We start from the raw sequence: 8,255 nt of genomic DNA, 5'->3' as shown, positions 1-8,255 counted from the left end.
GAGCAGGATTACGCTGATTATACTGATTAGCCTGATTTTTATTTTTGGAGTTTTATAATAAGAAGGGAGATAGAAGCGGATTTTGTCTTGGAACACTGATTTTGATGATTACGTTGATTACCCTGATTTTATTTTTTAGTAGGATGATAATAAGGGAGATAAGCGCATGAACTGATTGGGATTGCCTTCGGAGGATGGAAATTGTCTTGATCCAATAATTGCACTAATTAGCCTGATCTTAAACGAAGAAGGGAGATAAAAGCAATACCGCTTCTATCTCCCCTTCTTATTATAAAACTCAAAAATAAAAATCAGGCTAATCAGTATAATCAGCGTAATCCTGCTCCAAGACAATTTAATCGCCGAAGGCGATCTTACAACTCAGGATACAGCGGGAACTGCTGCATAAACGCATTCACTTCGCCTCTTACTTTGGAGATCAGCGCTTCATTGTCAGCATCCAGGAGGAGGGCATCGATCCAGTCAACGATCTGGCCCATATGGCTTTCGTTCAGGCCGCGGGTAGTGATGGCAGGAACGCCGATACGGATACCGGAGGTGACAAATGCTGATTTATCGTCGAAAGGCACCATGTTTTTGTTTACGGTGATATCGGCTTTTACCAGTGTTTGTTCGGCTTTTTTACCGGAGATATTTTTATTGCGGAGGTCAATCAGCATCAGGTGATTGTCGGTGCCACCGGAAATGATCTCGTATCCTTTGCCTACAAAGCTTTTAGCCATTGATTGTGCGTTCTTCAGGATCTGGTTGGCATATACGGTATAGTCGTCAGACAGGATCTCGAAGAAGGATACGGCTTTAGCGGCAATCACATGTTCCAGCGGACCGCCCTGGATACCAGGGAATACGGCAGTGTCAATGAGAGAGCTCATCAGGCGGGTTTCGCCTTTGGGTGTTTTCAGACCAAATGGATTCTCAAAATCAGCGCCCATCATGATCATACCGCCACGTGGACCACGGAGTGTTTTGTGGGTGGTAGTGGTTACGAAATGGCAGTGAGCAAACGGTGAGTTCAGCAGCCCTTTGGCGATCAGGCCTGCAGGGTGTGCTATATCAGCCAGCACAAAGGCCCCTACCTGGTCGGCTATTTCGCGGATACGTTTGTAGTCCCAGTCGCGGCTGTAAGCAGAAGCACCGCAAACAATCAGTTTGGGTTTTTCGCGATTGGCTATTTCTTCCATTTTATCATATTCTACCAGGCCTGTTTCTTTGTTAACGCCATAGAAATGAGGTTGGTAGAGCTTTCCTGAATAGTTTACGGAAGAACCGTGGGTGAGGTGACCTCCCATGCTCAGATCCAGTCCCAGGATTTTATCGCCCGGTTGCAGGATAGCCAGCATAACAGCTGCATTGGCCTGTGCGCCGGAGTGAGGTTGTACGTTCACATAAGCGGCGCCAAATATTTGTTTTGCCCTGTCGATGGCCAGTTGTTCGCTCTGGTCCACAATTTCGCAGCCTGCATAATATCTTCTGCCAGGATACCCTTCGGCATATTTATTCGTCATCACATGTCCCATCGCCTGCATTACCTGTAAGCTGGTAAAGTTTTCAGATGCGATCAACTCGATGCCATGGCGCTGACGCTCCAATTCCTGGCCGATTAAATCAAATATTTGCTGGTCTCTTTGCATGTTGCCTTAAATTTGCTGCAAAAATAAATGAAAGCCAGATCAATTGCAAGCCAAAAGCCTTACGCTTTATGCTTTCCGCTTTTTATGTTAATTTCGCCGCATTCGAGCAGCAATAGCTAATCCTAACTACAACATTCAATGAAGGCAATAATACCAGTGGCAGGGGCAGGCACCAAGCTTCGTCCACATACATATACACAGCCTAAAGCATTAATACCTTTAGCCGGCAGGACCATTCTCAGTATCATTATTGATCAGCTGGTGGATGCGGGTATCACAGAATTTGTTTTTGTGGTAGGTTATCTTGGTGAAAAGATCCAGCATTATGTAGAAAAGAAATACCCGCAGCTTACCTGCCACTTTGTGCAGCAGAACAGCCGCGAAGGTACCGGACATGCCTTATCACTTACCCGTGATGTAGTGGGAAATGATGAAGTGCTGATTGTACTGGGAGATACCATCTGCGAATGCGATTTTAAAGAAGTGATCGCCTCGCCCTACTCCATGCTGGGCCTGAAGAAAGTAGATGACCCGCGTAACTTCGGCGTAGCGGAACTGGATGAACAGGGCAGGATTACCCGCGTAGTGGAAAAACCGCAGATCCCTAAGTCGAACCTCGCGCTGGTAGGGCTGTACAAGATCAAGGAAACGCAGCAACTGTACGAATGCCTGCAAAGCAATATCGACAACAGGATAAAATCGCACGACGAGTTTCAGCTTACAGACGCATTGGAATGTATGATTGAGCACGGCGTACAGTTTAACGGCTTTAAAGTATCCAACTGGTTCGATTGCGGCCGGAAAGATACCCTGCTGGAAACAAATGCGATCCTGCTGAAAAAGTATAAACTGGCCAATAACCCGGTATTACCATATGAAAATACGATCATCATCCCACCGGTAAGCATAGGGGAAGGCTGTAATATCAAAAACGCCATTATAGGCCCTAATGTGGCCATCGGTGATAATACGGTGATCAACTACTCTATTGTAAAAGACTCGATCATCGGTTCTTTCAGCAACCTGTATGAAGTAGTATTAAAATCCTCCCTGATAGGCAGCGACGCCAATATCCGGGGATTGAGCCAGAGCCTGAACATAGGCGACAATACAGAAATAGACCTGGGATAATACCGGCGCATCAAGCTATAGTATATTCGCTTATGAACAACCGTATCACTTCCTTATTCAATATTCAATATCCTGTGATCCAGGCCGGTATGATCTGGGCAAGCGGATGGCGTTTAGCCAGTGCTGTTAGTAATGCCGGTGGATTGGGCCTTATTGGCGCCGGGAGTATGTACCCGGCGGTGCTGCGTGAGCATATTCAGAAATGCAAACAAGCCACTGATAAGCCTTTTGGCGTGAATGTGCCATTGCTGTATCCTGATATCGACCAGCTGATAAATATTATTCTGGAAGAAGGGGTACAAATTGTATTCACTTCTGCGGGGAATCCTAAAACATGGACACCGGTATTGAAAGCAGCCGGCATCAAAGTAGTGCATGTTGTATCCAGTGCGGCTTTTGCACTAAAAAGCGAGGCGGCAGGCGTAGATGCGGTAGTAGCAGAAGGATTTGAAGCCGGCGGTCATAACGGCCGTGAGGAAACCACTACCATGGTACTGATCCCCGCGGTATGCGAACAGGTAAAGATTCCGGTTATTGCCGCCGGGGGCATAGGCTCCGGGAAGGCAATGGCAGCGGCTTTTGCCCTGGGGGCATCGGCGGTACAGGTAGGCAGCCGTTTTGTAGCAACGCCCGAAGCATCTTCCCATATAAATTTTAAACAGGCAGTGGTAAACGCCAAAGAGGGCGATACCATGCTAAGCCTGAAGAAACTGGCGCCGGTGCGGCTTATCAAAAATAACTTTTACCAGGCGGTACAACAGGCTGAGGATAGCGGCGCAGATGTTGATGCGCTGAAAACCCTGCTGGGAAGGGCCCGCGCGAAATCAGGCATGTTTGAGGGCAACCTTGAAGAAGGGGAACTGGAAATAGGACAGGTTAGTGCGCTGATACATGATATCAAACCGGCAGCGGCGGTGCTGGAAGAAATATGGACAGAGTTCAGGAATACTATCCGCCAGCTAAATAGCCTGGATAGCTGAATGGCTACCGGAACAAATGCCCCGGTAACCATCTGCGGAAATTATGGTTTTCTCACCACCCACTTCATGGCTTCTTTCAACGTGATCTTCTTTCCATACATCAGGATACCTGTACGGTAGATCCGGCCGGCCATCCAGGTGGTAAACAAAAAGCCGCCGATCAAACAAACAAACGATAATCCCAGTTGCCAGTATGGTACCGTGCCCGGAACCCCGTAAGGCAGGCGGGCCATCATTACCATGGGCGAAGTGAACGGGATAATGCTGCCCCATACAGCAAGCGGGCTGCCGGGATCCTGTACAGCCTTCATCATGATCATAATGCCAATGATAATAGGCACTGTTACCGGGATAGTGAGCTGCTGCACATCGGAAGCATCTTCATTTACAAGGCTGCCGATAGCGGCGTATAAGGCGGAATAAAAGAGATAACCCCCAAGGAAGTATAATACAAAGCAAGGCACCAGCAAAGCCCAGTTGATGCTGCCCACCACATCCCTCATTTTATGGATCATTTCAGCGGTTTGGGCCGGGTTGCCCTGTGCGGCAGCAGCCTGCATACTTTCAGGCGAAAAGAACAGCGGTACCAGGGAATAGATGGCGGTAATGAGCACTCCCCATATAAAGAACTGCAACAGGCCTACTGCCGCTATGCCGGTAATTTTTCCCATCATCAGCTGGAAAGGCTTTACGCTGGAGATCATTACTTCTGCAATACGGCTCACTTTTTCTTCCATTACACCTCTCATTACGGAGGTGCCAAACAGCAGGAGCACAAAATAGATGATGAACCCACTGGCATAACCCACGCCATAGGCCACCCAGGAGCTGCCTTTCTTTTCATCCTTCCCGTTTTTAAAAGTGACTTCCACATCAGACCTGATCTCATCCATCTTTGACTGGTCAATGCCCCGCAGCTCCATGCGTTTCTTTTCGATGATACTGTTGATATCCTTGTTGATGCTGTTTTCTATAGTGATGCTTGCCTGGCCGCTGCTGTAAAACTCAAATCCCGATGGCCTGCTGATATCAAAATCGGGGATGTACAGGACTCCTTCGTATCCCAGTTCGCTGTAATGCAGCTTGAGACTGTCAACCGGCTGATCTTGCACATATTTGAAATAAACACCCTTGGAGTCGGGGAATTTATTTTCAAACAGCCCGCTCTTATCCACCACGGCAATGAGCTTGTGCTCACTGGAAGAGGTGGACAGCAGAATGGGTACAATGATCATAGCGGCAAAGGCCAATGGTACCAGCAAGGTGGTGATGAGAAATGATTTTTTACGTACGCGGGTAAAAAATTCTCTTTTTATGATGAGCCAGATTTTCTCCATAAGTAGCAGGTTAATCAGGTTAGCGGCAAAGCAGCTACGGGTGCGTTGCTGTTTTCAGTTTGCTGTACCTGGGTGATGAATACTTCGTTGATAGAAGGCAGGATTTCTTCAAAATACGTAACAGGAATGTCTTGCCGGATGAAATGCAGCAGGATATCGTTAGTACTGCTGTCTTCATTCATTTTCACGGTAAAGGCCTTATCATGTGTTTGCACAATATTAAAGTGATAAGTAGCCATTTGTGCAGGATTAGGCATAATGCCCAGCCCTATTTTGAAGAGACCCTGTTTAAAGTCCTGCTGGATTTGTTTTATGCTGCCATCCAGTATCTTGTGGCCTTTGTTGATCAGCATAATATGATCGCAGATCTCTTCCACCTGTTCCATACGGTGGGTAGAAAAGATGATGGTTGTGCCTTGCCGGCTCAGGTTGAATATTTCCTGTTTGATGAGATTGGAGTTGATGGGATCCAGTCCGGAAAAGGGTTCATCGAGGATGAGCAGTTTGGGCTGGTGCAGGATGGTGGAGATGAACTGAACTTTCTGCTGCATGCCTTTACTGAGTTCATCCACGCGTTTGTTGTACCAGGAGTTGATATCGAATTTATCGAACCAGTATTTGATCTTCTGCACAGCGTCTTTCCGGCTAAGTCCTTTGAGTTGGGCGAGGTAGAGGGTTTGTTCGCCTACCATCATTTTTTTATAAAGCCCTCTTTCTTCCGGCATATAGCCGATGTGCTGTACATCGTTTTCGGGATCAAATTTTTGTCCGTTGAAAAGGATCTGGCCTTCATCCGGGTAGAAGATGCCTGTAATCATGCGCAGGAGGGTTGTTTTACCGGCGCCATTGGGCCCCAGTAAACCAAAGATGTTGCCCTGTTGTATATCAAAGCTTACATCATCCACCGCTATGTGGGTTTCATAATGTTTTTTCAGGTGTTTAACTTCCAGTAGGTTCATGATGAAAAATTAATGATTAATCCCCAATAAATAATCATAATATCTCTATGATAGTTTTGCGGCGATGATAGCGGCTATGCGTTCTCCGTCCATTGCAGCAGATACGATTCCGCCGGCATACCCGGCGCCTTCTGCGCAGGGATAGAGGCCGGCCACCTGCGGGTGTTCCAGCGTATCGTTGTTGCGTGGAATGCGCACCGGTGAAGAGGTGCGGGACTCTGTAGCCACCAGCACTGCGTTTTCTGTATAATATCCTTTCATTTTGCGGCCAAATGCTTTAAAGGCGCCGGCGAGGCGCTGGTGCACCACTCCAGGTAATACGCTGCGCAGGTCGGCGCTGTTAAGGCCGGGTACATAGGAGCATTCAGGCAGGGAAGCGGATACTTTTTTATTCACGAAGTCGGTCATACGTTGTGCCGGCGCTACGAAATTACCGCCGCCTGCATGATACGCCTGTTTTTCAACGGCCTGTTGAAAGTACATGGCGGCAAGCGGGCCGTGATGTGCAAATGGTGCGAAGTCTGATTCATCTACAGTGACCACCATGCCTGAATTAGCGAAGGGGTTGTTCCGTTTGGAAGGCGACCAGCCGTTTACCACCAGTTCGCCCGGATCTGTAGCTGCGGGGGCAATTATGCCACCGGGGCACATACAGAAAGAGAATACGCCGCGGCCTTCTACCTGTTCCACGAGGCTGTAGCTGGCAGGCGGGAGGTATTCGCCCCGCACGCTGCAATGGTATTGTGCACTGTCTATCAGTTCCTGTGGATGTTCCACGCGTACACCAAGTGCAAAAGGTTTGGCTTCCAGCAAAATGTTTTGCTGGTGGAGCATGATAAATATATCGCGGGCAGAGTGGCCTGTGGCGAGAATGAGTTGTTTGCCTTCAAATACCTGTCCTGTAGCGGTTTGTACGCCGGTAACGGCGCCATTGCTGATTTGTATGGCGCTTACTTTTTGTTCAAAGTGCACTTCTCCGCCGCTGTTGATGATCTGTTCGCGCATAGCGGTGATGATATGCGGGAGTTTGTTGGTACCAATATGCGGGTGCGCGTCGATCATGATTTTGTCTTCTGCGCCGAAGTGGACGAATATATTGAGGATGCGGTTTATATCGCCGCGTTTATTGGAGCGGGTGTATAGTTTGCCATCGGAGTAGGTACCGGCGCCGCCTTCGCCGAAGCAGTAGTTGGAGTCGGGGTTTACGATACCTGTTTTATTAAGGGCAGCGAGGTCGCGGCGCCTTGCGCGTACATCTTTACCGCGTTCCAGTATAACGGGTTTTATGCCTGCTTCTATGAGCCGCAGTGCTGCGAAGAGTCCTGCGGGGCCTGCTCCTGCAATGAGCACTTGTGGTGCATTGGCTGGCAGGGAAGGATATACCGGATGGGTATGTTGCCTTTCTTCAAATGGTTCATTCACAAACACCTGTATGGTAAGAACAAAGAACACTTGTTTGGAACGCGCGTCTATAGAGCGTTTCAGCAGGTTGAATCCCGTGATGGTGGTTGTTTTTATGCTGAGGGCATCAGCGGCGTGCTGAATAATACGTGTATTGGAGGCGGCATCGGCCGGCAGTAATTTGAGAGATATTTGCTGTATCATGTTAGCGGTTAGGTGTTTATCCTAAAACTGCGGCAAAGATACGCAATACGGGGTAATGTATAAAAATGAGTAAAGCGAAGACACAAAGGGGATTTTATCCGCTTATGTCTTCGCTTCAACAGCTTTTATGCTTTCAGCTTAGAAAGGCAGGTCGTCGCCACCATCTCCGCCGCTGGCCGGCATTTGAGGAGTATTGTAATTAGGCATTGGATCTGCGCCCGGAGCAGGTGCTGCCATAACAGATTCCATACGCCATGCATCCAGGTTGGTGATATAATTCACTTTACCATCTTTTTCCCATCTGGTGCCTTTGATATTGAAATAAACTTTAACGTTTTCGCCCTCATTGAACCGGTCTACAATACCAGTGCGGTCTTGCACCGACTGAAACTTTATATAGTTGTTGATAACACGGCCATTGATGTCGTCAGACTTCTCAATAACGAACTCTCTTGTTTTAAAAGTTTCGCTACGTTGCACCGTGTTGTACTTCACAATCAGCTTTCCGGTAATTTCAAAACTCATAGAAAAATTATTTTAAATTCAGAAGGGTCAAAGATAAGGTTTTCGACTTAGTGCGGACAAATATTT

General features: G+C 47.8%; 7 protein-coding genes. 2 read left to right on the top strand and 5 right to left on the bottom strand.

Going from position 1 to position 8,255, the window contains the following annotated elements; all coding sequences use genetic code 11:
* Window positions 1–374 precede the first annotated feature (374 nt).
* Window positions 375–1,652, bottom strand: coding sequence for a serine hydroxymethyltransferase (gene glyA, locus VN105_RS26675; RefSeq protein ID WP_325645991.1), 1,278 nt, complete (start codon window positions 1,650–1,652; stop codon window positions 375–377).
* Window positions 1,653–1,790: 138 nt separating this feature from the next.
* Between glyA and VN105_RS26670 the strand changes: the two genes are divergently transcribed.
* Both VN105_RS26670 and VN105_RS26665 read left to right on the top strand, forming a co-directional pair.
* Complete coding sequence (locus VN105_RS26670) at window positions 1,791–2,783, top strand: sugar phosphate nucleotidyltransferase (RefSeq protein WP_325645989.1); 993 nt, start codon at window positions 1,791–1,793, stop codon at window positions 2,781–2,783.
* A 32-nt stretch (window positions 2,784–2,815) separates the two neighbouring features.
* Window positions 2,816–3,763, top strand: a complete 948-nt coding sequence (locus tag VN105_RS26665) for an NAD(P)H-dependent flavin oxidoreductase (protein ID WP_325645987.1) — start codon at window positions 2,816–2,818, stop codon at window positions 3,761–3,763.
* Between the two features lie 41 nt (window positions 3,764–3,804).
* Here the strand turns inward: VN105_RS26665 and VN105_RS26660 are convergent, their stop codons facing one another.
* From VN105_RS26660 to VN105_RS26645, 4 genes are all read right to left on the bottom strand, one after another.
* A complete protein-coding gene (locus VN105_RS26660) occupies window positions 3,805–5,100 on the bottom strand; it encodes an ABC transporter permease (RefSeq protein ID WP_325645985.1) in 1,296 nt (431 codons plus the stop codon).
* Between the two features lie 14 nt (window positions 5,101–5,114).
* Window positions 5,115–6,059: an ABC transporter ATP-binding protein gene (locus VN105_RS26655; RefSeq protein WP_325645983.1), complete on the bottom strand. Its 945-nt coding sequence runs from the start codon at window positions 6,057–6,059 to the stop codon at window positions 5,115–5,117.
* A gap of 45 nt (window positions 6,060–6,104) precedes the next feature.
* Window positions 6,105–7,664 (bottom strand): NAD(P)/FAD-dependent oxidoreductase, encoded by a 1,560-nt coding sequence (locus VN105_RS26650; RefSeq protein WP_325645981.1) that lies wholly within the window; start codon window positions 7,662–7,664, stop codon window positions 6,105–6,107.
* A gap of 138 nt (window positions 7,665–7,802) precedes the next feature.
* Window positions 7,803–8,189, bottom strand: coding sequence for a DUF3127 domain-containing protein (locus VN105_RS26645; protein ID WP_142684009.1), 387 nt, complete (start codon window positions 8,187–8,189; stop codon window positions 7,803–7,805).
* Window positions 8,190–8,255: the final 66 nt, after the last annotated feature.

This window comes from Chitinophaga sp. (assembly GCF_035564935.1).
Lineage (GTDB): Bacteria > Bacteroidota > Bacteroidia > Chitinophagales > Chitinophagaceae > Chitinophaga.
Note: the sequence above shows the minus strand (reverse complement) of the source record. Positions and strands in the feature narration are given on the sequence as shown.

Coding starts and splice junctions, on each gene's coding strand:
- VN105_RS26670 (WP_325645989.1), top strand. CDS start 1,791: ATGAAGGCAATAATACCAGTGGCAGGGGCAGGCACCAAGCTTCGTCCA.
- VN105_RS26650 (WP_325645981.1), bottom strand. CDS start 7,664: ATGATACAGCAAATATCTCTCAAATTACTGCCGGCCGATGCCGCCTCC.
- VN105_RS26660 (WP_325645985.1), bottom strand. CDS start 5,100: ATGGAGAAAATCTGGCTCATCATAAAAAGAGAATTTTTTACCCGCGTA.
- VN105_RS26655 (WP_325645983.1), bottom strand. CDS start 6,059: ATGAACCTACTGGAAGTTAAACACCTGAAAAAACATTATGAAACCCAC.
- glyA (WP_325645991.1), bottom strand. CDS start 1,652: ATGCAAAGAGACCAGCAAATATTTGATTTAATCGGCCAGGAATTGGAG.
- VN105_RS26645 (WP_142684009.1), bottom strand. CDS start 8,189: ATGAGTTTTGAAATTACCGGAAAGCTGATTGTGAAGTACAACACGGTG.
- VN105_RS26665 (WP_325645987.1), top strand. CDS start 2,816: ATGAACAACCGTATCACTTCCTTATTCAATATTCAATATCCTGTGATC.